At 66.4% G+C, this 25,448-nt stretch carries 21 protein-coding genes; 2 read left to right on the forward strand and 19 right to left on the reverse strand.

Translation table 11 applies throughout. From position 1 onward, the window contains the following. Nucleotides 1–61: 61 nt before the first annotated feature. From Aple_RS37215 to Aple_RS37305, 19 genes are all read right to left on the reverse strand, one after another. The gene (locus Aple_RS37215; RefSeq protein ID WP_155349450.1) at nt 62–919 is read right to left on the reverse strand and encodes an SDR family NAD(P)-dependent oxidoreductase; all 858 of its coding nucleotides are present in this window, start codon (nt 917–919) and stop codon (nt 62–64) included. Continuing rightward, nucleotides 895–1,344, reverse strand: coding sequence for a nuclear transport factor 2 family protein (locus Aple_RS37220; protein ID WP_170321859.1), 450 nt, complete (start codon nt 1,342–1,344; stop codon nt 895–897). The genes Aple_RS37215 and Aple_RS37220 overlap by 25 nt, the downstream gene beginning before the upstream one ends. A 57-nt stretch (nt 1,345–1,401) precedes the next feature. Continuing rightward, nucleotides 1,402–2,853 carry an aldehyde dehydrogenase family protein gene (locus Aple_RS37225; RefSeq protein ID WP_155349452.1) on the reverse strand — a complete coding sequence of 484 codons (1,452 nt, stop codon included), beginning with the start codon at nt 2,851–2,853 and terminating at the stop codon, nt 1,402–1,404. Further along, on the reverse strand, nt 2,850–5,012 hold the full coding sequence (locus Aple_RS37230; protein ID WP_170321860.1) for an acetate--CoA ligase family protein: 2,163 nt from the start codon (nt 5,010–5,012) through the stop codon (nt 2,850–2,852). Before Aple_RS37230 ends, Aple_RS37225 begins: the two co-directional genes overlap by 4 nt. Then, nucleotides 5,009–6,202, reverse strand: coding sequence for an acyl-CoA dehydrogenase family protein (locus Aple_RS37235; RefSeq protein ID WP_155349454.1), 1,194 nt, complete (start codon nt 6,200–6,202; stop codon nt 5,009–5,011). Before Aple_RS37235 ends, Aple_RS37230 begins: the two co-directional genes overlap by 4 nt. Then, nucleotides 6,199–7,395 (reverse strand): acyl-CoA dehydrogenase family protein, encoded by a 1,197-nt coding sequence (locus Aple_RS37240; protein WP_170321861.1) that lies wholly within the window; start codon nt 7,393–7,395, stop codon nt 6,199–6,201. The genes Aple_RS37235 and Aple_RS37240 overlap by 4 nt, the downstream gene beginning before the upstream one ends. Before the next feature lie 26 nt (nt 7,396–7,421). Continuing rightward, on the reverse strand, nt 7,422–8,315 hold the full coding sequence (locus Aple_RS37245; RefSeq protein WP_170321862.1) for an enoyl-CoA hydratase-related protein: 894 nt from the start codon (nt 8,313–8,315) through the stop codon (nt 7,422–7,424). Between the two features lie 23 nt (nt 8,316–8,338). Further along, a complete protein-coding gene (locus Aple_RS37250; protein WP_155349457.1) occupies nt 8,339–9,283 on the reverse strand; it encodes a cyclase family protein in 945 nt (314 codons plus the stop codon). Nucleotides 9,284–9,381: 98 nt separating this feature from the next. After that, nucleotides 9,382–10,392 carry an alcohol dehydrogenase catalytic domain-containing protein gene (locus Aple_RS37255; protein WP_155349458.1) on the reverse strand — a complete coding sequence of 337 codons (1,011 nt, stop codon included), beginning with the start codon at nt 10,390–10,392 and terminating at the stop codon, nt 9,382–9,384. Nucleotides 10,393–10,394: 2 nt separating this feature from the next. Further along, nucleotides 10,395–11,516, reverse strand: coding sequence for a Gfo/Idh/MocA family protein (locus tag Aple_RS37260; RefSeq protein ID WP_170321863.1), 1,122 nt, complete (start codon nt 11,514–11,516; stop codon nt 10,395–10,397). A gap of 11 nt (nt 11,517–11,527) precedes the next feature. Next, nucleotides 11,528–12,394, reverse strand: a complete 867-nt coding sequence (locus Aple_RS37265; protein ID WP_155349460.1) for a hypothetical protein — start codon at nt 12,392–12,394, stop codon at nt 11,528–11,530. A gap of 81 nt (nt 12,395–12,475) precedes the next feature. Further along, nucleotides 12,476–13,765, reverse strand: coding sequence for a TRAP transporter substrate-binding protein DctP (gene dctP / locus Aple_RS37270; RefSeq protein WP_170321864.1), 1,290 nt, complete (start codon nt 13,763–13,765; stop codon nt 12,476–12,478). Nucleotides 13,766–13,914: 149 nt separating this feature from the next. Then, nucleotides 13,915–15,276, reverse strand: coding sequence for a TRAP transporter large permease (locus Aple_RS37275; protein WP_246265018.1), 1,362 nt, complete (start codon nt 15,274–15,276; stop codon nt 13,915–13,917). Nucleotides 15,277–15,424: 148 nt separating this feature from the next. After that, nucleotides 15,425–16,006 (reverse strand): TRAP transporter small permease, encoded by a 582-nt coding sequence (locus Aple_RS37280; protein ID WP_155349463.1) that lies wholly within the window; start codon nt 16,004–16,006, stop codon nt 15,425–15,427. A gap of 3 nt (nt 16,007–16,009) precedes the next feature. Then, on the reverse strand, nt 16,010–17,827 hold the full coding sequence (locus Aple_RS37285; RefSeq protein ID WP_170321866.1) for a flavin-containing monooxygenase: 1,818 nt from the start codon (nt 17,825–17,827) through the stop codon (nt 16,010–16,012). Between the two features lie 134 nt (nt 17,828–17,961). Then, complete coding sequence (locus Aple_RS37290) at nt 17,962–18,615, reverse strand: GntR family transcriptional regulator (protein ID WP_155349465.1); 654 nt, start codon at nt 18,613–18,615, stop codon at nt 17,962–17,964. Nucleotides 18,616–18,663: 48 nt separating this feature from the next. Beyond that, nucleotides 18,664–19,416, reverse strand: a complete 753-nt coding sequence (locus Aple_RS37295; RefSeq protein ID WP_170321867.1) for an alpha/beta hydrolase — start codon at nt 19,414–19,416, stop codon at nt 18,664–18,666. A 191-nt stretch (nt 19,417–19,607) separates the two neighbouring features. Continuing rightward, complete coding sequence (locus Aple_RS37300; protein WP_344318109.1) at nt 19,608–21,185, reverse strand: flavin-containing monooxygenase; 1,578 nt, start codon at nt 21,183–21,185, stop codon at nt 19,608–19,610. Next, the gene (locus Aple_RS37305) at nt 21,137–22,726 is read right to left on the reverse strand and encodes a flavin-containing monooxygenase (protein WP_170321869.1); all 1,590 of its coding nucleotides are present in this window, start codon (nt 22,724–22,726) and stop codon (nt 21,137–21,139) included. Before Aple_RS37305 ends, Aple_RS37300 begins: the two co-directional genes overlap by 49 nt. A gap of 89 nt (nt 22,727–22,815) precedes the next feature. On the opposite strand from Aple_RS37305, the gene Aple_RS37310 reads away from it, so the two are divergent. Both Aple_RS37310 and Aple_RS37315 read left to right on the forward strand, forming a co-directional pair. After that, nucleotides 22,816–23,688, forward strand: a complete 873-nt coding sequence (locus Aple_RS37310) for a helix-turn-helix domain-containing protein (RefSeq protein WP_155349469.1) — start codon at nt 22,816–22,818, stop codon at nt 23,686–23,688. Nucleotides 23,689–23,802: 114 nt separating this feature from the next. Further along, nucleotides 23,803–25,416, forward strand: a complete 1,614-nt coding sequence (locus tag Aple_RS37315) for an FAD-dependent oxidoreductase (protein WP_155349470.1) — start codon at nt 23,803–23,805, stop codon at nt 25,414–25,416. Nucleotides 25,417–25,448 lie beyond the last annotated feature (32 nt).

The raw sequence follows: 25,448 nt of genomic DNA on the forward strand, positions 1-25,448 counted from the left end.
CATACCATCGCATACGTCAGTGTCTCAACCTCCTCCTTGGTGACCGTGCGGGCCGGGCGCGTCAGTACAGTCCGACGGGTGCCACGGTGCCAAACAGCACGGAATCGAAGGCTTGGGCGATCCCTTCCGTGGTCGCGATGTCCTCAGTGACCCGGGTCGTCCGGAAGTGCGGCGGATCAAGCAGCGAGAGGCTCCTGCCGTCATACCGCACGACCTGACCGTTCAGGGAACCGGAAGCATCGCTCATCAGGTAGACGACCGCCGGGGCGATCTGCTCGGGCCGCGGCCGGGTCACGCCGTCCTTGCGGTCCTCGACCGGGCTCATCGCGGTCTGTGCCACCGGTGCGAGCGCGTTGACCTGGATGCCGTGCTGAGCCGCTTCCAGTGCGAGGTTGTAGGTCAGCGAGGCGACAGCACCCTTGGTGGTTCCGTAGGCGACCATCCCTGGTAGGCCGATGTGGGCCCCTGATGTGACGTTGAGGATCTTGCCGCGGCGCTGGGCGGCCATGATGCGGAATGCGTGCATGGCCGGGAACAGGCTGCCGAGCACATTGATCTCCACTATGCGGCGCACCCGCGCCTCGTTCTCATCCAGGGGAGACGCGGCGTGCTGCACGGCGGCGTTGTTCACCAGACCGTCGAGAGAGCCGAACTCCTTGACGCAGGTTCGCATGAGCTCCTCGGCACTGTCCCAGTCAGCGACCGAGCCTACGCAGGCGATCGCGGTGCCGCCGCCCGCGACGATCTCCTCGACGACCCCGCGCACGCCGTCGGCGTTGACATCACTGGCAACGACCCGAGCACCGGCTTCGGCGAGTGCTCGCGCGTACGCGTGACCGAGACCCGCGCCGGCGCCGGTGACCACGATGGCCCTGCCATCGAGCATCTTGTTGTTCATGACGTCACGCCGCTCAGCCAAGGAATCTCCGGGAGGTCCCGTGGCCACATGTCATGTGTCAGCCGGCTGAACGGAATCTCGAAGCGGAACTGGATCCGCCAACCTTCGGCCGTGTAGGCGTACTCGGCCTTATACATGCCGACGACCTCCAGTCGCCGCCCGGCCTCCCGGCCGACGCCGGCGAACGTGAAGGGGATCACGGCGCGAGCCTTGTCCCCATCGAAGGTCAGGTCGGGCCGAGAGATCGAGTGCACGCCGCGCATGGTGCTGTTGAACAGGTCGCAGCGGCCCTTGAGCTCGGCGCGGCCGCGCGCGCGGATCTCGGGTGTGCCGTCGGGAAGTGCGACGGCGAACATGCCGTCTTCGGTGAAGAGCCGGCTCCAACCGGCGCCGTCGCCGGCATCCCAGCGAGGTGCGTACGCGGCCTCGAGCGCGAGCACATCCATGTGGTCCGACATCTGATCACGAATCGCCACCGCGTCACTCACCTCGCCACAACTTTTCTAGAGCTTGATCGACTTGTACTCGAGCGTGAACAGCAGGCCTTCGTCGCCGTGCTCACGTCCGACCCCTGACTGCTTGTAACCGCCGAACGGAGCGGCGACCGTGAACCCGAATCCGTTGATGCCGAACGTTCCGGTGCGCACCGCGCGGGCGATCTCGAGGCCCCGATCGCGGTCGGCGGTGTAGACAGCACCGTGCAGCCCGTAGTCGTTGTCATTCGCCATCGCGATCGCGTCGTCGACCGTGTCGTACTCGATGACACATCCGACCGGGCCGAAGATCTCTTCACGCGCCACCCGCATGGTGTTGTCAACGCCGACGAGCAGGGTCGGTTCGTAGTACCAGCCACGATTCAGGTCAGCCGGCCGACGTCCGCCGGTGGCGATCACCGCACCTTCGCCGCGGGCCTCTTCGACGTAACCCGCCACGCGCTCGCGAGCGGCCTTCGACACCAGGGGGCCGAGATCGGTCTGCGCGTCGAACGGGTCGCCGACGCGCATCTTCTCGATCTCGGCGACGATCGCGTCGACGAGTTGGTCACGCAGGTGTCCGGGGACGAAGGCGCGGGTGAGAGCGATGCAGGACTGGCCGCTCCCCGCGCAGAAAGATGCCGCCAACGACGTGCCGGCCTGGGCGATGTCGGCATCGTCGAGCACAATCGCAGCCGACTTGCCGCCGAGCTCGAGGCTGACCGGCTTGAGATCGCGCCCTGACACCGCGCCGATCTCGCGCCCGACGGCCGTGCTGCCGGTGAAGGTGACCGCGTCGACATCGCGATGCCCGACGATCGACTGACCCACTTCCGCGTCACCTGGGACGATGTTGAGCACGCCGGCGGGAAGGCCGGCTTCGTGCAGAGCCGCCGCGAGGTAGTGGATGTCGAAGGGAGTCTGCGGCGACGGCTTGAAGACCACCGAGCAGCCGGTGATGAGCGCGGGGACGATCTTGCCGGTGCCGATGGAGAACGGGCCGTTCCATGGCGCGATCGCACCGACGACGCCAATCGGCTCGCGTACGACCAGTGACGTCCCTTTCGGGTCGACGATCGTCGTCGGCTCGATCAACCTGTCCACCCGCTGGATTCCGTCGGCGATGTAATTCATCGCACGATCACGCACGCCTTCCGCCGACCTCGGAATCGTCGTGCCGAGCTCGGAGGTGATCACGTGGGCGACCTGGTCGACCTGCTCGCCCAAGATCTGCCGGGCCTGTTCGAGGACAGCGGAGCGCTCGGCCTGCGTGAGCGAGCGCCAACGTCCGTCGTCGAAACTCCGCCGCGCCGCCGCGACTGCCGCCTCGGCATCGGCGGCGGTGCCCATCACCGTCGACCGATAGACGCCTTCGGTCGACGGGCTGATCACGTCGTACCGTTCGTTGCCGGCCGGTTTGCGCCACGCGCCGTCGATCCACAGCTCCTCGACAGCGCGCGCCGGATCGTAAGAGTCCGTCATGGCAACGCGCTCCGATCCGCCAGCTCGATCATCCCGTCGAGGGCGACCACGCCGCCGTCCCCAGGCCTCACCACGAGGGGGTTGATCTCCAGCGCGACGAGCGATCCGGCCAGATCGCCGACCAGTTCACTGAAGCGTGCCATGGCTTCGGCCAGAGCCTCGATGTCGCCGCGCTCGGCACCGCGCACACCTTCCAGGAGCTTCCAGATCCGAAGCTCGCGGAGCATCTCCAGCGAGCGAGCCGCATCGAAGGGCGGCAGGGCGGCGGTGGCGTCACCGAACTGCTCGACGTAGATTCCACCGGCACCGGTGACGACGACCGGTCCGAGTGAGGGGTCGATCACAACGCCCAGCAAGACTTCGACACCGTGTGAGACGAACGGCGAGACCACGACCCCGGCCAGGTGCGCGTGCGGCGCCTTGGCCGCAACCACGGTCATCATGCTCGCGAAGCCATCGCGCACGGCAGCCTCGTCACGAAGGTCGAGGAGCACGCCGCCGACGTCCGTCTTATGGGCTATGTCGGTGGATGAGATCTTCATGACGACGGGGAAGCCGATCTCCTTCGCGGCAGTCGCCGCGGCATCGGCCGTCTCGCAGAACCGCTCCCGCAGCGTCGGCATGCCGTAGGCCTGGAGCAGTCTCTTGACATCGCTCTCGGTCGGCTCCGGGCCGAGCGAGCGCAGCAGTTCCGCACGCCCGGGCCTTACACCGGCCTGATGGGCGGCGAGTCTCTTCTTGGCCGCGGCCAACCGCGTCGCGCGGTTCGTGCCGTAGTCGATGGCGTTACCCAGCGCCTTCACGCCGGGGGAGCCATGGACGTAGCGCACGTCGTGCTCGCGCGCCATGTCCTTGCCCAGCTCTGACGGGTCGCGGTCACCGGTCGCTTGGAAACAGGCCCACTGACCCGCACGGCCGGCCGCGGCGAGCGCCTTCATGTTGCCCGCCACGCGCTCGATGTAGGCATCACCGTGCACTTCGCGTGAGCGCGGTTGCTCGCCCTGCACGACGAGCACGTCAAACTCAGCGGCCTTCGCCACCGCGCCGACGATGCGGGTGAGAGCACTGGCACCGCCCGCGGTCATGTCCATCGGGTTGCCGATCGTGTGCGGGTCGAGCCCGCTCACCTCCGCGAGCTGAGAGCGCAGCGTGTCCGAGATCGGCGCCAACTCGATCGGAGATCCGTCGGCCTGGTCCGCGAAGTAGCCGCCCGCGCCACCCGAGCCGCCGACGAACATCGTGCGCGGCCCCGATGGCGCTGCACGGCTCGCGAGTACGCCCGCCGTCTCGATGAGCTCGTCAACCGTGTCGACCACGATGACACCGAGATCGCGCAGGAATGTTTCGACGACGACCGCATTGCCGACGACCGACGCGGTGTGCGCCTCGGCGACCTTCTGACCTATGGCGGAGCGCCCCATCTTGCAGACGACGATCGGCTTGCCGACCTCCAGCGCCCGGGTTGCGACCTCCTGGAACAGCGCCGGATCGGCGATGCGTTCCAGCACGCCACCCAGCACCGTCGTCCCCGGATCATCGACGAAGTAGTCGAAGTAGTCGGTCGACGACACCACCAACTCGTTGCCGCTCGAAATGAGGTAGCGCAAGTCCACGCCACGAGCGAAAGCCGATCCAGTGAGGCTGAGACCGAGCTGGCCGCTCTGTGACACCAGGCTGATCCCACCACCTGGAGGCATCGCGTCGAGCCAGTTGCGGGAGAGCATCGTCGTGGTGGTGAAGTTGATGAAGCCGTAGCAGTTCGGGCCGATCATGCTGATGCCGTGGTCCGCGCAGAACTGTGTCACCTCGGCCGCCAGCGCCTTGCCCTCGGGACCGGCCTCGGAGAAGCCCGAGGCGATCGCGGTGACGCTGCGAACGCCGGCCCGATCGCAGTCGGCGAGCACATCGGGCGTCAGACTCGCCGGCACCGCGATGAGCGCGTGGTCGACCAGGCCGTCGATGCTGTCGACCGTGGGCGCCGTGGCCTGACCGAGGACCTCGGGAGTCCGCGGATTCACCAGATGGATCTGCCCCGGGAAGTTCCACCGCTTGAGGTTGCGGATGAAGGCGCTCGACCACGCCGACCTTTCGCTGGCGCCGACGATCGCGATCGACGTCGGATTGAGCAGGTTGTGGATGCGCTGGTTATCGGTCGTCACCGCGCGTCCTCCCCGCCCGTGGGGCGCATCAGCAGGGCACCGCTCCTGAGGGCAGCGGTGAGGACGGCCATGTTGCGGCTCTTTCCGCCGAACAGCTTGGCGTCGGCGGCCGCGCGGCGGAGGAACAGGTGGGCGTCGTGCTCCCACGTGAACCCGATTCCGCCGTGCACCTGGATCATGTCGTGCGCGCTCTTGACGAAGGCTTCACCGCAGTAGACGGCCGCCGTCGCCACCTGAGACCGCAACGCCTTTTCGCCAAGCCGACCGGCGCGGACGGCGGCATCGAAACTCAGTGCGACTGACTCGGCGAAGGCGGCCGTTGCCTCCGATCGAATGTAGATGTCGACGCACTTGTGCTTGATGGCCTGGAAACTACCGATGCTGCGACCGAACTGCCTGCGGTCCTTGGCGTACCGGCTGGTCATGTCGAGCACTGTCGCAATGCCTCCGGCCTGCTCACACACTAGCGCCGCGGCGGCCAACGCGCAGAGGCTCGCGTCAAGGCCGGCGAGGTCGGCCACATCACCGACTCGCTCCGCTGCCGCGCCCTCGAACACGAAGCGACCGAGCTTGCGGGTTGAATCGAGCGCGGGCAACGACGTCGAGCTGACCCCGCTCGCATCGGTGCGCACCACGAACAGCGCGGTCTCGGAACCGGTTGTCCCGAAGGTGAGCAGGATGTCGGCCGCCGGACCGTCCGTCACGAAACTCTTGTGACCGGTCAGCGTCCATGCGCCGCCGGGGCCTTCCTCGGCGCGCACCGAGCCGTTGGCGAGCGCCCAGTCGCCTTGATCGTCGGCGACGGCCAGCGTCGCCACCACCTCGCCGCCGGCGAGCGCGGGAAGCCAGCGCGACTTCGCGTCGGTGTCGGCGGCGGCGACGAGGCAGTGGCTGGAAAGGACCGCGCTCGACAGGTACGGCCAGCTCGTCAGCGCCGCACCGGCCGCGGTCAGCACCAGCGAGGCCTCAGCGAAGCCGAACCCAGAGCCTCCGTACTCCTCGGGGATCATGAGGCCAAGCAGGTCGGCCTCCTTGGCCGCACGCCGCCACAGCTCGCCATCTCGCCCGATCGGGTCGCCGGCCAGCTGACGTACCCGGTTGATCGGCTGGTTGGCCGCCAAGAACCTGCGTACTTCCGTCGCGAACTCACGCTGCTCGTCCGAGTACAGCTCGGCTGCCATGGCGCTCATCTCGGAATGTCCTTCCAGGGCAGGTCCGCCTCGACGCTCGCTTCCTTGTCGAGCCCCAGGATCCGCTCGCCTATCACGTTCCGGTGGATCTCCGAGGTGCCGCCTTCGATCGAGTAACCACGCGAGCGCAGGTAACCGCGCACCACCGTGCTGTCTCGCAACGTCGCCTCGGTGGTGGTGTCCTCCCACAGCAGGCCCTCGGTCCCGAGCAGTTCCATCGCGGTCGCCGACGCCAGCTGCCCGGCTTCGGCCCACATCACCTTGCCGACCGCACCATCAGCGGACTTGGCGCTCTTGGATCTGTTACGCGAACGCCACCGCCACAGTCGCAGCGCTTCGAATTGCGCCCAGGTCTCGGCCACGCGGTAGGAGGCCACATCGGAGATCGCGGACACCCCGCCGCGCAACTCGATGGCGGCTATCAGCTGACGAAATCCGTCCTGGTCGATGGTCAGCTGGGAGCGACCGGCGGCGGACCGGGTGCTGTTGTAACGGCGCTCGTTCATCAGCGCCGTGGTGGCGACGTTCCAACCGTCTCCAACGTCACCGACCCGATCACAGTCGGGTACGAAGGCGCTCTCCATGAAGATCTCGGCGAACATGCTCTCGCCGGTGATCTGACGCAGGGGGCGCACCTCGACGCCCGGTTGAGTCAAGTCAAGGATGAAGAAGGTGATGCCGCGGTGCTTGGGCACAGCCGGATCGGTACGCGCCAGCAAAGCGCCGCGGGTCGACGTCATGCCCCGGCTGGTCCACACCTTCTGGCCCGTGATCAGCCAGCCGCCGTCGACGGGGACCGCCCGCGTCGCCAAACCCGCGAGGTCACTACCGGCGCCGGGTTCGGAGAACAACTGGCAGAACTGGTCCGCACCGGTGAACAGGCGGCGCAGCACGCGCTCCTGAAGCTCACGAGTTCCGAACTCGGCGATCGCCGGGGCGATCACCCCCCAGCCCAGCGAGTTCGCCGCACGCGCGTCAGGCGCGCCCGCGTCGGCGAACATCGTGACTATGGCCAGGTGGTCGGCCAGAGTCGCGCCGGAGCCGCCGATGCCCTCGGGAAAGTGCGCCCACGCCAGACCGGCGTCGTATTGGCGCCCGAGAAACTCGGGGACGTCGTCGAACAGGTCGGCGTTGTCTTCGAGGAACGCCGCCGCGCGCTCCAGCACATTGTGCGCGAGACGCTGCCGGGTCATCTTCGATCTCCCCTCACCGAGCACCATCAGTCGGCTTTCTTCGGAGTCGCTCTGTAGTCGCCGTAAGGGCCGTCGCGCCACGCGAGCGCTTCCTTCAAGCCATCGTTCTCAATCCGGGTGCGCCACTCGTAGCCGGACCGTGTGCCGCGGGCGAGCGAGTCGAGGATCGTGTTCGCGCGCACGGCGGCCTCGATGCCCATGTTTTCGTAGAAGACGTTGACACCCTCCTTGAGAAGGGCCAGCCAATCGGCGCTCTGGTTGGCGATGCGATCCGCGAACGCCAGCGTTTTCTCAGACACCTCGCCGGGCTCGAAGGCGTAGTTCGCGATACCCAGCCGGACCGCCTCTTCTCCGCTGATCGAGTCCCCGGTGAAGAAGAGTTCCTTGGCCTTGCGCATGCCTATGATCAGCGGCAGCAGCATTCCGTTGCGAGCGACACCGATGCCGCGGTGGCCTGGGTGACCGAACCTGCACGTTGTCGTGGTGGTGACCAGGTCGGTCATCATCGCCAGTTCCATTCCACCCGCGATGCAATGGCCGTGCGTCTCAGCGATCGTGACCTTCGACATGCGGAACAGGTAGAGCTGGATGTCGCTCACCTGCCGCAGGCGCGTCGCGAAGTTCATCAGGAGCGGGCGACCTTGCTCGTCCTTCATGTCGTAGACGCGCTCAGGGTTGTGGGGCGAGCTCGTCGCCCCGGGGCCGCCGATGTCGTAACCGACGGAAAAGGCACGGCCCGCGCCGCGCAGGATGATGACGCGCGCCGAGTCGTCGGCCTCGAGGTCGCGCAGCGCCTCTTCGAGCTCGCCGAAGGTTCGCGGCCGCAACGCGTTGAGCACCTCGGGGCGGTTGATGGAGATACGAGCGACGCGACCATCCGTTCCGACGCGCTCGATCAACAGGTCCTCGTATTCCTTCACTATCTGCGTCCCTCTTGCTAGCTTCACCTGATCGCGATCGCATTCGCGGTTGACCCCAGCCCGCCGGGCACGTGCAGTGGTGCGCTCACCAGGAACATCTCGTAGTCGTTCGTACGCGCGCAGTCGGCGGCAAGGTCGTCAAGCCACCACAGTTCGCCGATCGGGAAGCCGAGTTGACCGATCAGCACCCGGTGCAGGAGGCCGAACACGCTTCCGCTCGCCTCGTCTGGAGGCCACACCTCGACGGAAGGGCTGTCGGAGGCGATCGCGGCGACGCCGGAGTCCCACAGCCACTCGGCCATCTCCTCGGAGTGGTCGATGCCCGCCGCCTTCAGGCCCGTCCGGTCGGACAGCGTCGTACGCACGTCGACACCCTGCTCGAGGTACCAGCTCAGGAAACCGGTGCGGATCAGCAGGACATCGCCCTGTTCGAGCGTCAATCCGGTCGCCGTCAGCGCGCGCTCGAGGTCGTCGGCCGTGAACGCGACACTGTCGCCGGCCGTTACGCCACGGACGGTGAGGTGAGAGGACATGTCGAGGAGCACGCCGCGACCGGCGATGCCCTTCTTCGCCCAGTGCTCGATCGTCCCGACATGTTCGGCCAGGAGTTCGCCGGCGGTGACGCCTCCGTAGAACACGTCCGGGCTGTAGGAGACGTGACCGAGCGCGTCCCACTGGCTGGAGGCCTGCGGCGCGAAGTGATGGAGGGCGTCATCGAGGGATTTGCCGTTCTTGTTCACGACGGTGTGCTCGACCCGGGGGCGCCGGTACAGCGGCGGGTCGAGCAGGTCGATCGGCGCGTTGAGCGGGAACAGCGCGCCGCGGCGGACCAGCCGGCCCCCGCGCAGCACGGCGTCGGCCCCTTGGAGGTTGAGGCGGCCGAGCGAGTCGCGCTCACCCCAGAGACCCCACGCGGACCTGCCACCCAATTCGGCCGGCGGCAGGTCGGCATACTTGGGCAAATCCACACCGGCTTCCTCTCCCTGTGCCGTACCGCCGCGACGGGGGCAGTGCCCATCCGCATTGGATGCAATTGTATACCTTGGCTCTGACCTGCGCAACGTTCTCAGCCGACCTCGACGAGGGACTTCACCACCAGGTGGGGGTTGCCGTGCGCGAATGCCATCGCCTCGCCGGCGTCCTCCAGGCCGTAGCGCTGGGTGACCAGAGAGCGGACGAGGTCCTCGTGGCGACGCACCAGTTGAACTGCCCCGGCGAAGTCGTTGGACGACCGGGCACCATAGACGTCGAGCTCCTTCGCGGTGAACACGCGCATGTTCAGGTCGATGCGCTGCTGCGAGATGCCCAGCAGTACGATGCGAGCGGCCATCGATGCGATGTCGAAGCCCTTCTGGGCAACGACTGACGCCCCGGTGGCCTCCACAACCAAGGTCGCACCCAGTCCCGAGGTCCAGTCGGCCACTCGCGCATCGAGTTGCGACAGGTCAGACACCGTCTCGGCCGCGCCCAGGCGGCGGGCTACCGCCAGGCGCGACTCCTCCTGATCGAGCACCATCACCTTGGCTCCGACATCGCAGGCAGCGAGGATCGCGCTCAGGCCGACCGGGCCGGCTCCGAGCACGACCACGAAGTCGTCGGCGACAACATGGGCACGAGCCAACCCGTGGTGACCGACCGAGATCGTTTCGCACAGCGCCACAGCGTCTGGGGTCAGTCCTTCGGCCGAATAGACGTTACGCAGCGGGACCGCGATCCGCTCCTGCAACGCGCCAGGACGGTGCACGCCCAGGCCTCGCATGTTGACGCAGGTGTTGCGGCGGCCGAGCCCGCACGGGTAGCACTCGCCGCATGAGTTCACCGGCATGATCGCGACACGCTCTCCGATCTTGAGGTCACCGCGGTAGCCGTCGGGAAGGCCCTCCACGATCGCGCTGACCTCGTGACCTTGGATGATCGGCAGCTCGGTGGGAAAGCTGCCATCGAAGATGTGCAGGTCGGTGCCACAGATGCCGACGACCTCTACCCTGAGCAGGGCCTCGTCAGGACCGGCTGTGGGCGGCTCGACCTGAGCCAGCCCGACTTGGCGGGGAGCCGAGGTGAGTGCTGCACGCTGCATGTTCAGTCCTTCTCAGCAAACGCTCGCGAGGAATCCTCGAGAGCCTGGATGAGACGGTGCAGGGAGAGCCCCACACCGAAGTCGGGCGTAGCCGGCGTACCCGCGGTGATGGCATCCGCCATATCGCGGTAGAGGTTGGCGACGTTGACCAGGGTTGCCCGCGGGACGTCGACACCTGGGTACGGCGCCTTCGCGGTCGCATCGGCGGGGATGACCATCGGGTCGTATCCCGAAGGTATGGGAATCTCGTCGAGATCGCTCTCCGGCGACTGCGCTCCCCACACCGAGAGCGGGCTCATCTGGAAATTGAGGCGTCCGGTGCCCAGCACGCGAAGTGCGCCCTGTTCCCCGAGGATCTCCAGCTCAACACCGTGACCTGCGACGACACCACCACTGACCGCGATCGAGACCGGTACGCCGCCGACGAGCCGCCCTGCGGCGACGACCTGGTCCGGAGCGGACTTCGGGACGCGCGCCGCCGTCTCGATGACCTCGATCTCCTCGAAGTGATTGACCACCGTGCCGCAAAGCTGCTGGAAGTCGCCGACACAGAACCGCAACGCGTCGATCGCATGACCGCCCTGGATGCGGATGGTGCTCGCGCCGTTCTCCTTGTCGATCACGTAAAGGCCTTCGCGACTGCGACGCCGTCCTCCGCCGGGCAGCGAACAACGCATGCGCACGGACACGAGGCGGCCGGCGTAGCCCTCGTTGACAAGGTCACGCACGAAGCGCAGGGCAGGCGCACCACGCGACTGAAGCCCTACCACGGCCTTGACCCCGCGCTGCTCCGCGAGTTGCCGCATCTCCGCGGCCTGCTCGACCGTAGTGGCAAGCGGCCATTCACAATAAACGTGCTTGCCGGCGTCGAGCGCGAGCATCGCGAGCCGATAGTGATCGGGCGCCCTGACCGCGATGGAAACCAGATCCACCTCGTCGTCGTGGACCAGGGCGCACGGGTCGGCGAAGTGGTTCGGCGCTCCGAAGAGCTCGGCGCTCCGCTTCGCGGTCTCGATACGCGTCGTCGCCACCGCGTTCAGCTTGAGCGCGGGGATCGCGTGGACAGCCGGGATGTGGACCGCGCTTCCCCAGCCCTTCTCGGGGTTCGCGCCGATGATCCCCACGCGGACGGGTGTCACCTCGGAGCCCGCGGAGCGCGAAGTTCGTCGACGTAGGTGTCGGTTCCCGGGATCGTCGGCACAAAGCATGCGCTCAACGCAAGCCGGCCTCCCGCCTCATCAATCGCACGGTGGAAGTCCGTGAGCCGGGGAGCGTAACCCTCCGGCGGAGGCGCGGCGTCGAAGAACCACAGCACGGTGAACTCCTCATGCTCGGGTTCCCTCGCCGAGGGCAGCCACTGATTCGGCGCCCGCTCGAACGCAACGGCGATTTTGCACTCCGCGCCGGCCAACGTGTCCTGCAGCGCCGGCCGGATGTCGACCAGATAGTGGGCCGGGCTGCGATCGACCTGGATGACATCCAGCGCCAGGCCGCCAAACGGATAGTCGAGCGCGTGAACGGCCTGGAGCGGACCCGGCTCGAGGGCGCAAGTGAACAGGTGCCGCTGGAACGACGAGTACGAGCTGTTCCGCCTGATCTTCGGTTCATTGTCTGATCCGAAGCGCATCGTGGGAAACCTGTCCGGTTCCATGAGGTCCTTGAATGCCTCGTTCATCCAGAGTTCGGCATCATCCTCGTGGCCGGTCGCGAACCAGTAGGTCTTGAAATAGCACCCCTGTCCGTGCGGTGAAATTATCGGCGAGTCCTCGGGAACCCAGGTCTTGCGCATCGCATGCGTAGCGACCCAGCGCCGACCCGACAAGATCCATGGTCCGGCCATCGCGCCCGAGTAGAAGTGGTCGTCCTCATACCAGCGGTTGAATTCACGCTCGTGCCCGGCCACCGTTTCGGTGATGCCCAGGTACGTGCCGCCGACGCTGGGACGATTAGGGCGGTGCCGTCCGATCGCTACGTAGGGGTTCGGGCCGGGTGCCTGTGTCATTTCGTCCTCTACATCGATTGGTACTGGTCGCGGACCCATCGACCGTCGATGGGTCCGCGGGACGTGGAATGGCTGATCCGGTCAGGCGCCCGGTCGCAACGGAGCAAGGATATTCGCGCGGACCTGCTCGACCACCGGTGCCAGGTCGACGTCATTGTGCTCGGCGTACCAGCCCGCGAACTGCTCGAACTCCACGCCGGACAAGCCGGCTCCCGACGCGATGCCCAGCCACTTGTCTCTGTTGTCCTGGACGAGCTTGATCGCCCCGTCGGTATCAGCAACGACACCGCTAGCCTTGAAGGCGTCGTAAGCCTGCTGCTTGACCGGCTGGAACGCCGCGACGGCGTCTTCGCTGAACGAGGAAACGGTGCCACCTGCCGCGCCAAGGCCCTTCAGCGCGTCGCTCGTGGCCGCGAGCACGCTGCGCAGCTGCGCCTCGTAGAGCACATCGAGCCGGTCCCACAGCAGTTGCTGGGCAACGAGGGGAAGCGACTTCCAGCGGGCCTCACTGAACGCCAGCGGGTGCATGACCGCCGGCCGATCCTTGCCCACCGCCCAGAACTTCGCGATGTCCAGGTACCCGGACGCCTTGGCCTGCGCGAGAGCGGTCAGCGTGCAGTCGACCGTGCCACGCTGAAGTGCCTCGAAGACCTCGGTGAAGGGCATCGAGGCCGGCGACATGCCGATCGCCTCGATGTAGGCGTTCTCCAGGACGCCGGCCGTGCGAGCGATGCCGCCCTTGGCCTTCGCCGGCGATGAACGATCCGACGTGCAACCCATCGCGGTGACATCCGAGAGGTTCGACGGCAGAAGCAGGTGAATACCCTGCTTCTTCATCTCCTCCTGCAGCTCGGGGATCGCCGCCAGCGAGTCGTTGAGGGAGAGGTCCCACGCCAGCAAGCCCGCCAGCGGGTCGTCCATACCGAAGCCGATCGTGTTCAGCCCGTTGTAGACCGGGTACTTCTGCGTGGCGTAGCTGGGAAAGAACGCCGCGATGTCGAGGCGACCATCGGCGAGCGCCGCGTCAGCCTCGGCGGGCGGGGCGACCGCAGCAGCGAACTGCAGATTTACCGTGATCTTTCCTCCGGACCACTCTTTCAAGGCGTCGGCGTAGGCCTGCAGCCCTTGGCTGTAGTAGTGCTCCGGCGCGTTGATGCTCTGGGCCGTCAGCTGGACGGGGTCGACGTCCGCGAAGGCGGCGATGTAGGCGTCCTTGGTCGCACCAACCTGAACGCCCTTGCTCTCGGCCTTCTCCTCGTTTGAGCCCGAACCGGACCCGCCGCCGCAAGCGGCGAGGACCAGCAGGCCGGCGACGGACGCGCCTGCGACCAACAGCCGCGAACGACGTCGGCCGCCCCCGCCCTTCCTCATTGTGGTCATTTTCTTTCCGATCTACTCGATGTGACGAGCATCGCTATAAATGTGAATCTGGTTATTATGTATAGGACTGTAGGTTGCTGCATACATTTGGATGCAATGAAATTTTGTTTTCGAATGACTGGCGGGGTGCGAGAATTAAGCTATTCGGACAGGCCGGGAAGCCATGTCACGATCTCGGGGAAGGCCATGAGCAGCGCCAGGGTCACAGCAATGGCGGGGATGAACCACAGAATCGACACGAACACATCCCCCAGGGTGATGCGCACGCCGCGATTGACCCGGGGGTCCTGGGCAAGGCCGTGAATGATGTACGAGAGAATGCCCAGGGGCGGATGAAGAAGGCCGACCTCCGCGAGCAAGACGGTGAAGACCCCGAACCACAGCATGTCGACTTCCAACATATGGAGAGTCGGAATGAGGAACGGCACCACTAGGAGCATCATGGTCATCGATTCCAGGAATGTGCCCAGAATCACGTAGACCACTACGAGGATCAGCAGGAACGCTGTTCTGCTCATACCCGAGTCGGCCACCCAGTCCGTGAACGCACCCGTGATCCCGGTGATCGCGAGGAACCGCGTCATGAGCACGGCACCGATGACGAGCAGGAAGATGGACCCGATCGCCTCCACGGTCTTGCCCGCCGACTCGCGGAGCACCGTCAGCGGCTTGTCCTTGCGCCGCATGAGGGTGGTCAGCAGGACGGCGCCGACGGCACCGCCGGCGGCAGCCTCAGTCGCGGTGAAGGCTCCGGCCAGCATCCCGCCGAGCACGACGACGACGAGGACCGGGACCGGCCAGACTCGCGCCAGGGAGATCCATCGCTCACGCCAGGTGACTCTGGCGACGGAACGGCTCGCCTTGCCTGAGCCGACCAGCTCCGGGCGGAGCAGCCCGAGCAGGACGATCAGCGCACAGGAACACGCCACGATCAGCAGACCAGGCATGACTCCGGCGAGAAGTTGCGGCCCGATCGGCACCTCCGCGATGCCCGCGTAGATGACCAGCATCATGCTCGGTGGGATGAGATGGCCTGCCAGGCTCGAGACACCGACCGCGCCGACCGCGAGACGGCGGTCGTAGCCTCGGTCGAGCATCTCCGGAATGCCCGCGCGACCGAGGGCGTAGGTGGTGCCGAGGCTGGAACCGCTGATGGACGACAGGCCGGCCCCGGCGACGTTTGTGGCCACACCCACGCCTCCGGGCATCCAGTTCAGCCAGGCACTCGCCGCTCGGTAGATCGTGGCCGTGATGCCGGACATTTCCAGCAGCACGCCCATGAACACGAACATCGGCAGCACTGTCAGCGTCCACTGAGCAGTCGCGGAGAAGGGCACCGTCGCCAGCGCGCTCTCAACGGCAAGCTCACCCCTCAATGCGTAGAGGCCGATCAGGCTCGGGACAGCCATCGAGACGGCGATCGGCACGCGCATGAACATGAGGACGAGGACCATGGCGAGGGCGGCGTAGCCGACGGTCGAAGGCGCGGTAGCCGCGAACATCACGAACCCACACGCTCCGAGGAGCGCGATGAATACCGCGCGGATGGACCACGAACGAAGCCGTGAAGTCCGAGCCGTCGTGTCCGTCAGCGCAGATCCGGCGGATGCGTTCGCAGGAGGCGCCACGGGGGGCGTGTTGGCCACCATTTCAGCTTCGCTCCGCTCCGAGGACGGTGCCCGTGGGGCCCTCCACAACTAGTGCGTCGTCGCGAGTGGCCCGCTCGGTGACGACGTCCGGGTTGCCGGTGCGCACAACGTCGTACAGACCGAACAGAGTCTGGGCGACCACCATCAGGCACGCGACCGGCACGATGAACACGACCGGCCATATCGGTACGGTGCTCGCACCCGCGGTCCCCCGCATCTCGGCAAGCTCGAGTGCCTCGCGCCAGCCGAACCAGGCGAAGCCCAAGAACAGCGCAAGGGTGATGAGCTCGCCGAGAACATGCGCCTCGACCCGCACCTGGCTCGGGAACCTGTCGAAGAGCAGAGCGGCCCTGATTTGCGTGCCGTCGGCCTGCGCGAGGTAGATACCGAGGAACACCATGATCGGGAGATACCAGAACGCGGTGTACTCCAGGGTGCCTTCGATCGGCTGTTTGAAGGCGTATCGTGCCAGCGCGTTGGCGACGACATGGATCATCATCGCGGCGATCGCGGCCATCGCGATCGCCTTCGACATCCCGCGCACCACCTGGCCGGCCCGCTGAACCCTGCTCGGCTGTGCCACGGTTCAGTCCTTCTTCTTCTCGACGCTGATGTTGGGGTCGACGAGGCCTTCCTCGATCGCTTTGATGAGGAGCGAGAGCTGCCGGGACATGATCCGTGCGAACTGAAAGCCGCCGGCGAAGAACCAGAGCTTCGGGTGACCGGAATGTCGGCCCGCGGCGCGGACCTCCATGGTTTCGTCGAGCCCCCAGACGGGGGAGAGCCGGTCGGTGACCTGGTCACCGAGATAGGGCCGGGCGGCTTCCCGCATGTTGGAGTATCCGGTGCAGAACACGACGACATCCGCGCTCTCTTCGGTGCCGTCGTCGTAGCCGACACCTGTGGGGGTGAATCGGACGATCTCGCCGTTCCGGAGCTCGATCTCCTTCTCGACGATCAGCGTGGACGCGCCCTTGTCGATGTAGTAGCCACCGGCCTTGACCAGCCCCATATAGAGCATGCCCTGGTCATCGGGCCCCAGGGTGGTCGAGAATCCCGCCGCTTCGAGGCCACCGAGCAGCTCCGCGTCCAACGCGGCGATACGACGGGTCTGCGCCGGAGCGAATTGGAACTTCAGCGCGCTGGGGAGTGATGCCGAGATCATGTCGGCGACGTCGATGGGCGGGCTCGACTCCGAGTAGAGCTCGCCGTGGAACAGCGGGATTCCGTTGCGCTGACTGTGCACATGGGTCGCCCCACGTTGGACCATGGTGACCTGCGCGCCGTTCTCGTAGGCGTCCTGAGTGACGTCGTGGCCGCTGGAGCCCGATCCCACCACGATGACCTTCTTGCCGGCCAGCGCCTGGCCGCCGGCGTGGCCCGACGAGTGAGTGATGGTGCCGGCGAAGGTCTCGGCTCCCTCGATCCGGGGCAGGTAGGGCTCGCCGGAGTTTCCGGTGGCGAACACCAGGTGGTGGGGGTGGAGCACTCGATCCACGCCGTCACGGGTCAGGCGCACCGTCCAGGTCCCGGCTGCGGCGTCATACGTGGCGTCCTTGACTTGGGTGCGCGTCCACAGGTTCAACTCCACGAAGTTGACATAGGCCTCAAGCCAGTCGGCGAGCTTGTCCTTGGGCGTGAAGAGCGGCCAGGTCTCCGGGTACGGCATGTAGGGGAACTGGGACCACCACTTGGTGTCGTGCAGCGCGAGGCCGTTGTAACGAAGCCGCCAGTTGTCCCCCGCGCGGTCGAACCGATCCACGACCAGCGTGTCAACGCCGAGACGCTTGAGTCGGGCGGCCAGGAAAAGGCCGCAGTGACCTCCGCCGATTACGAGCACGTCCGGCTCGCGCCCCTCGTAGGCGAGTTCCCGGGCACGGCGTTCTTGCTCGGTCAGCCGGCCGCCCGGCCGTACCGGCTGGTTGTTCTCGGGCAGTGCGGCGTCGGCGATACGGACCTGTGACTCGGGGAAGTCGCGCAGCCCGCGCAGCTCCGTGGAGATCGTCCAGCCCTTCCACGCGCCGTCTTCCAGGCGCAGCCGCACGACGCCGCGACCGACTCCGACGTCGGTGGTGAAGGTGTAGAACGCACGCACGCCGTCCTTGACGTCGACGACCGGCGGAACCGACTCATCCAGCCTCACGTCCGCCATGCGACGGGCGGGCAGCTCCGCGGTCAGCACGCCGGCGATCTCCTCGCCGCCGTGCATCGCCGTTACGTCCCAGGTCAACGCGAACAGGTCACGCCACCAAGGGTCCGCTGCGAGCAGCTCCAAGACGCCGGCCACATCGCCTGCTTCCACCGCGGCGCCGAACTCGCTCAGCCACGCCGCGGCCACGGCGTCAGGACCTGCCCCGACGCCTTTGACGTCGCCTCCAAGGGCCACAGTCTCTGCCGCACTCATCGCGCAACCTCCATGGTGTGACGGGGACCGCTTCCGCGTTTCCTGGAAGTTACCACCACCACACAATGGTGTGTCAATGGGTACAAACGAATGCCACTGCATGCAATCGTATGGCGTCGATCGCGGCAGGGGGACTACCGGCGGGTCGGCATGCCTTCGGCATACTCGGCATAGAGCGCCAGGCGGATGTCCCGGGAACGCGCCATGTGCTCGCGTGCCAATGTGCCGGCCAGCTCGGCGTCACCCGCGGCGACGGCCTCGATGATCCCGGCGTGCTCCGCGACAATGGACTCGCCTCGGCCGGGAGAGTCAAGGGTGGAGCTGGAAAACGCCGTGATCCGTCGCTCAAGGCTCTCAAGTGAGGAGATGAGAGTCTTGTTGTGCGTCGCTTCCCAGAGATCGGCGTGGAAGGCGTGGGCGCAGGCGGACGAGGCCGAGACCGAGTCGCCGGCGGCAACGGCGTCTACCAGGGCCTGATGGGCCCGGCCGAGCCGGGCAAGGTCGTAGGGGGTTCGCCGCTCCGCGGCGGACTGCGCGGCCACCTGTTCCAAGGCGATGCGGACGTCGTAGAGGTCGAGGATGTCTTGGGGCGAATTCTGGCTGACGCGGTAGCCCCGGGCGAACTGCTCAACGAGGCCATCGGCCTGCAACTTGCGTAGCGCCTCCCGGATCGGGGTGCGGCTCACCTTGTAGCGATCAGCGAGCGCGACCTCCACCAATGGATCGCCGGGCGAAAAGACGCCACTCACGATGTCGTCCTGCAACCGCGCGTGTACATCGGTCCTCATAAGAGAACAAGGTAACACAGCGGTATGCAGACGTATCTCAACTGGGGATCATTCCGTGGTTACGGACGTGGGTTCTGTCAGTTTCCGTACGGCCGAGATGACAGCGTGCATTCCTTCGCGAGCGGCGGCACTGTCCGGGAACGCTGTCAGGAACCCATGGATCTGACCCGGGGCTTCGATCAACCCGACCAGCGACGAGCGTTCGGCGAGCCTTCGGGCGAACGCGTTTCCTTCGTCCCGCAAGGGATCGTGCTCGGCGGTCACCACCAGCGTCGGCGGCAGCCCGCTCACGTCTTCGACAAGCCCTGGCGAGAGCCAGGGATGAGCTCGGTCCCGCCCGTCCTGCACGTAGGCGTCCCAGAAGAACCTCATCTCGGCGGCGGTGAGGAAATAGCCTTCGGCCTTCTCGGCGTACGACCGAGTCGCCATCCTGCAGTCAAGCACCGGATAGAGCAGGAGCAGCCCGGCCAGCGGAGTCGCACCGATGTCCCTTCGGCGGATGGCGACCGCGGCCGCGAGGTTGCCGCCCGCGCTCGTGCCCCCGATCAAGGTGCGAGCGCCGTCAGCGCCCCACGACGCGGCATTCGCCATCGCCCACCGCGTCGCATCGAAACAATCGTCCAATGGCGCAGGGAATGGATTCTCGGGTGCGAGCCGGTAGTCGACATTCACGACCACTGCCTGCGCTCCCGCGGCGATGGTCCGACACGTCGAGTCATGCATTTCAAGGTCGCCCATCACCCAGCCGCCACCGTGGAAGTAGACAACAAGCGGGTGGGATTTTCCATCGCCCGCGGGCACGTAGACCCGGACCGGGACGCCCTCATCGGTGGACAGTTCGAGAACCTCACCCACTGACGTTCGGGTGCGCGTGGCGCGTGGTCTCGCTCGACGGCCGCGGAGGTATCCATCGGCTTCGACCGAGCCGAAGCGCGCGTTCCTCGGAAACGCGTCGGCCGCGGCTGTCTCCAGGAACTTCCGGACGAGCTCGTTCATCGGCTTCGGACCGCCTCGCTGAGCGCGGACGGGAAGTCGGCGAAATCGGCCCGCTCAAGCTCGCCGAGCATTGCCGTGTGCTCCTGCCGCCCGAACGGCCAGAGGATCGCCTCGCCGTCGGCCGTCTTGTACCAGCTGTGGCAATCGGTCGCCCAGATCGTGCCGTCCATCGAACTCTGGATCCAGTGCACGTACGCCTTCGCGGCTTCGACCGTCGGGGCCAGCGCGCGACCGTGCTCGGCGATGTAGTCGGCCACCTTCGTGACATAGCCGACCATCTCCGCGGTGGTCAATGGAATCGGGATGTTGTTGATCGCCGCGAAGGGCCCGTGCATCACGAAGAGGTTCGGGTAGTCGGGGACCATCAGGCTGCGATAGATCTCCGGGCCGCCGCTGGTCCAGCGCTCCCCTAATTCCCGGCCGGAGACGCCGAAGATCTTTGTCGGCTTGAAGTAGGCGTGGGCGTCGAAGCCGGTGGCGTACACAATGGCGTCGAGCCCGTGGAAATCGCCATGGCTGTCGTAGAGGCCGTTCTCAACGATGTGGTCGATCCCGCCTCGCACGATGGTAACGTTCGGCCGCTGGATCGCTTCGTAGTAGCCGGGGGAGAGCGGGATACGTCTGCAGCCGGGCAAGTCCGGAGGCGTCATCTTCGCACGCAGCACGGGGTCCTTGAGGTGCGCTTCGAGGTCCTCCCGGAACGCCTGGAACGCCGCCTCGCGGCCCGGCCCGGGGAAACGCCGCCACTCGCCGTTCTTGAGGAGCTTCGGATCGGAGCGCCTGATCTTCTCCTCACGGGCGTTCTGGATCCTGCGGCCGAGGGCCGGGAGCATCTTGAACAGCGACCGCTCCAGCCTGGACTGCTGATGGTTCTCCCGCGTGTGGATCCACTGCGGAGTGCGGATGAACTGGGTGACCTGGCAGTCCATCTGGGAAAGCGCGCCGGTGATCTGGATGCCGCTCGAGCCCATGCCGATGACGCCGACTCGCTTGCCGTTCGGGTCGAAGCCGGTGTTCCACTCCGCCGAGTGGAACTGCGGGCCTCTGAAGTCGCCGCGGCCGGTGAACGCCGGGATCGACGGGACGCGGAGGAAGCCGGTTGCCATGACGAGCATGTCCGCTGTCGCGCTGACCCCATCCTTCGTGGTGAGCTCCCACTGGCCGCCCTCCCAGCGGCACTCGGTGACCTCGCTGTTGAAGCGGATGCGTTCGTTGAGCCTCAGGTCTCGGGCGACCTCACGGAGGTAGTCCTGGACCTCACCGCCGGGCGGGTGCACCAGCGACCAATCATACTTCTCGGCGAACGGGAAGCAGTACGTCGCAGCCGCGGTGTCGAGGCAGATGCCGGGGTAGACGTTGTCCCGCCAGGTGCCGCCGACCTCGGACGCTTTCTCGAACATGACGAACGGAATGTCGCGTTCGAGGAGTGTATGTGCGAGGGCGATACCGCTCAGGCCTGCCCCGACGATCGCCACACTCGGCTGGCGCTTACGCATGATGTTCCCTTCTTGGCCGATGTGGGCGCTCACTTGAGCAAGAAGCCTTCGTAGCCGTTCCGCGCGACGCGGTCGCAGTGCTCGACGTAGGTGCCGAAGCCGCCCGCGTACGGGATGAAGTGCCGGCCGCCGTCCCGGCTGACATGGACCATGTAGTTGCTGACGTGGTAGCGGAGGAGCGGGGCCGCGGCGTCGGATACGTTCCGGGCCCAGGCGGCTTGTGCCTCTTCGCTGGGGACGATGGTGGAGTAGCCGGTGGCGTCCAGGTAGGCGATGCAGTCGGCCACCCAGTCGATGTTCTGTTCGTTGTGCACCGTCAGGCTCGCCAGCACTGACGGGCTCCCCGGCCCGGTGAGGATGAAGAGGTTGGGGAAGCCGGCGGTCATGAGACCGAGCAGGGCACACGGCGCCTCGGCCCATGCGTCGGATGGAGCGGCACCCGATTCATTCCTGATGCCCGCGGCATCGAGCGCACCGGTGAAGGCGTGGAAGCCGAGCGCGAAGATGATGAGGTCGAGCTCGTGCTCTTTGCCGTCGGCAGTGCGGATGCCGGTCTCGGTGATCCGCTCGATGGGAGCGGAACGAACATCGACGAGCGAGACGTTGTCGCGGTTGTACGTCGCGAAGTAGTCGGTGTCGACGCACAGTCGCCGTGAGCCGATGGGGTGGTCTTCCGGGCAGAGTAACTCGGCGACCCCGGGGTCGTGCACGATCGAGCGGATCTTGTTGCGTACGAACTCCGAGACGATGTCGTTCGCCGCCTGGTTCGTGCTCTGGTCGGTGAAGACCCGGTTGAAGCCGTGGCCGCCGATCGACCATGCTCGTTCGAGCCGCTCCTGCTGCTCCTGGGGGGTAATGCTCGCGGCGGGCACCGGGTCGAGCTCCATGTGGCGGGCGCCGGCGCTGGCGAGGAGCTTCGCGCGCTCCCCCTTCACGTCTTGCTTGATCTGGGCCCAGAGGGTGGTGTCGATCGGCCCGTTGTGGGCCGGCACCGAGAAGTTCGGGCTGCGCTGGAAGACGGTGAGGTGGCCGACCTGATCGGCGATGGCTGAGATGGTCTGCACCCCCGACGAGCCGGTCCCGATGACGCCGACTCGCCGACCGGCCAGCTCGATATGCCGGTCAGGCCAGTGGGACGCCTGCACCCACTCGCCGCTGAAGTCGGCCAGGCCGGGGAAGTGCGGATCACGCGCGGCCGACAGGTTGCCGGTCGCCATGACGAGGAAACGGCACGTCGCGGTGTCTCCGACACTGGTCCGGAGGTGATAGCGGGCTTCGTCCGGCACCCACTGCGCGCCGGCCAACGCGGTCTCGAACCGGAAGTGCTTCCTGATGTCGAGCTTGTCGGCGACGAAGTTCAAGTAGGCCAGGATCTCCGGCTGAGCGGCGTACTTCTCCGTCCATGTCCACTCGCAGTAGATCTCCGGCGAGAAGTAGTAGCAGTAGTCGTAGCTCTCCACATCCACCCGCGCACCCGGGTACCGGTTGTGGAACCAGACACCGCCGACCTCCGGCGCCGCCTCGAGGCCGAGCACGGATAGGCCCTGGTCGCGGAAGCGGTGAACAGCGTAGATCCCGCCGATTCCCGCGCCAACGACGACGACATCGAAGTCCGTCATTTCTTGCACCCATCTTGTCTCATATACAAGACATCTGTTATGCTTCCGAGACAGCGTAAACGTGGCACGCGTGGCGGTCAACGGAGGCGATGGGGTTGGCGACACAAGTTCCCGCGGTCGATCGGGCAAAGGTTGTGCTCGACCTGCTGGCCGAGGACCCGCTTCGCGCATACCGCGCGGCAGAGGTGGCCAAGCTCACCGGAATGCACCGCGCGTCGTGTTTCTCTCTTCTGGGAGCTCTGGCGGAAGCCGGGATGGTGACTCGCGACCCCGAGGGGCCGCGCTACTCCCTGGGGCCCCTGCTGATCAGGTACGGCTCGAAGTCGGCCGGCGGCCACGTCGGGTTCGGCGAAGCTCGGCGCGAGATGTTCCGGCTAGCCGACGAGTTGGGGTATGGGTGCATGGTGAGCGGTCGGATCGGCTACGAGACCGTCACCCTCGACAGCGTCGGGGTTGATGAGTCCGGCTTTCCGGGCGGCCGTTCCCCAATCCGAGCTCCACGCGGAACGATATTTCTCGCCTGGTCGTCAGCGACTGATCTGGACGTGTGGCTGGAGTGGTCGGGCGTCAGCTCAGATGGCGAAGAACGCCGCGCGTTTACCCGCACCGCGGCCGCGATCCGCGCCCGTGGATACTCACTGGGCGCTGATGTGGAGCTCGGCCTCAGCCTCGAACGGATGGCGAGGCATCTGTCGGAGGAACAGGACGCCGAGGACCTCGACGACGCGATGTACCAGCTTGCGGGCCTGCTGCGACGTTCCGGGAGCACGGCCCCGGAAGGCGGTTCTCCCGCCGAATCAGTCCACTTCATCACCGCACCTGTCTTCGACCGCCTCGGCACCGTGACCGTTGCGCTAACCCTTGTGTCAGGTAGTGACCCCTTTCCCGTGGACAAGGTCCAAGCGCTCGCCGACCGAGTCGTCACAGGTGCGGCACAGGTGAGCAGAATCCTCCGGGGATAGCCCGCATGCTCTTGTGTGGTGGACGCCACCCGACCGCTTCGATACCTTTGCCGTACTGCATGCCGACGCATACCGTTGGATGCGATAACGAGAAGCGGGAGGCGAGCACGCACCATGCCTTGCGTCAACTTCAGGTCAGTCACGGGCCGGCAAGTCCGCGTCGTGGAGGCGCAGGGAGGCGAGTCGGTGATGCGGGCAGCCGTGCGCAGCGGAGTCCCGGGCATCGTCGGTGAGTGTGGCGGCGAACTGAACTGCGGCACCTGCCACGCGTACGTCGACGATGCCTGGGTAGATCGAGTGCCGCCGAAGCGCGTCGAGGAATCCGAGCTCCTCGAAGTTCTCGATGATTCGATGCCGGGCAGCCGTCTGACCTGCCAAATACCGATCACCGACGACGTCGACGGCCTCACGCTCACGGTGCCGAGCTGGGAGGAGCCGGCGTCCGCTCCGGCCCCGGACAGCGCTTCCGGGCATGTCCTCGACCAGTGCCGTTTCGACGTGGTGATCGTCGGCGCGGGGCATGGCGGCACTCAACTGGCGACCGCTCTCGCTCAACGCTCACCCGAGCTGCGGGTAGCTCTCGTCAGCTCGGAGGACAGCATTCCGTACGACCGACCGTCGCTCTCCAAGGCGTATCTCCTTGGCGAGGCCAGCCTTGAGGAGATCCGGCTTCGCCCGGCGGCCTATTGGGACGCCGCTGGGGTTGAACTGGTCCTCGGTGATGCGGTTGTCGAAGTCGACGCGACACAGCGCCTCGTCCGCACGGCCAGTGGGCGGGCGCTCGGCTACAACTCGCTGGTCTGGGCTGCCGGCGGGCGGGCGCGTCCGCTGCCCGATGAGGTAGCGCAAGCGCCCTACCTGACTCTCCGAGGGCTGGCTGACGCAGAGCAACTGCAGCAGATGCTCGCGTCCGCCAAGCACGTCACGCTCATCGGCGGTGGCTACATCGGCCTTGAAGCAGCGGCCGTGCTTCGGTCCCGTACCATCGATGTGACGCTGATCGAGGCGCAGGAGCGCCTTCTCGCGCGCGTGACAGGGTCGGCGGTTTCCGACTTCTTCGCGGCAGAGCACAGGCGGGCAGGCGTCGACGTTCGCCTCGGCCGAACCGTCATGCGAGTCTCCCGCAGCGCGAACCATGAACAGACCGATGTCCTCCTCGATGACGGATCGTCGTTGACGACCGACCTAGTGGTGGCCGGCATCGGGATGGTCCCCAACGTCGAAGCGCTGGAGAGGGCGGGCGCCGAGGTCGGCAACGGCGTCGTCGTCGACGAGTACTGCAAGACGTCGCTACCGAACGTCTACGCGATCGGCGACTGCGCCGCACACCACAACCGCTTTGCGCGCGGCAGGATTCGTTTGGAGTGCGTCCAGAACGCCGTCGACCAGGCAAAGGTCGTCGAGGGCGTGATTCTCGGCGAGCGGAAGCCGTTCGAAGCCGTCCCGTGGTTCTGGTCGAACCAGTTCGAAATCAGGCTGAAGAGCGCAGGCATCGTCGGCGACGCCGACAGCACTGTCGTGCGGAGGTATCCGGAAACCGGCGCTTTCTCGGTCGCCTATTTCCGTGGTGAAGACCTTGTGGCTGTCGACGCGATCAACGCCCCGGGTGACTACGCCAAGCTGCGGCAGGCGATTCGGGACGGATCACGCGTGGACCAGGTCGTCCTCGCGGACACCTCGACCGACATCGCAGCCGCGATTCGGGTGCACATCCCGGCGACCACCTGACTGCTCGCCCAGTTCGCGAGCCAAGAATGCCT

The sequence above is a fragment of the Acrocarpospora pleiomorpha genome, from assembly GCF_009687885.1.
In the GTDB taxonomy this organism is placed as follows: Bacteria; Actinomycetota; Actinomycetes; order Streptosporangiales; family Streptosporangiaceae; genus Acrocarpospora; species Acrocarpospora pleiomorpha.